The organism is Sabulibacter ruber (genome assembly GCF_017355955.1).
GTDB lineage: Bacteria > Bacteroidota > Bacteroidia > Cytophagales > Hymenobacteraceae > Nibribacter > Nibribacter ruber_A.
Map to the genome: position 1 here is coordinate 1 of NZ_JAFFID010000189.1, position 249 is coordinate 249.

General features: G+C 73.5%; 1 protein-coding gene. It reads left to right on the plus strand.

All coding sequences use genetic code 11. The annotated features are described in order from the left end of the window. Positions 1–249, plus strand: a 249-nt coding sequence (locus JT719_RS25000) for a serine hydrolase (protein ID WP_207436486.1), incomplete at both ends; no start/stop codon positions are given.

A 249-nucleotide genomic window follows, 5' to 3' on the forward strand; every position in this document is an offset into this window, starting at 1 on the left:
TGGATGGGCGGGCGCTGCGCGATCCGGGCGCGCTGGGGCAGGGGGCCATGGCGCTGGGCTGGTTCGTCGCCTGGGCGTCGGACGGCACGCCGATCCTCTGGCACTCCGGCTCGACCGGCGGGTTCAACGCCTACATGGCGCTGTCGCGCGCCCACGGCTGGGCGGCGGTGGCCCTGACCAACAGCGACCCCGAACGGGTCGTTGCCGACAAGCTGGTCGGCGACCTGATCCGCGCCTTCGAGGATGGCA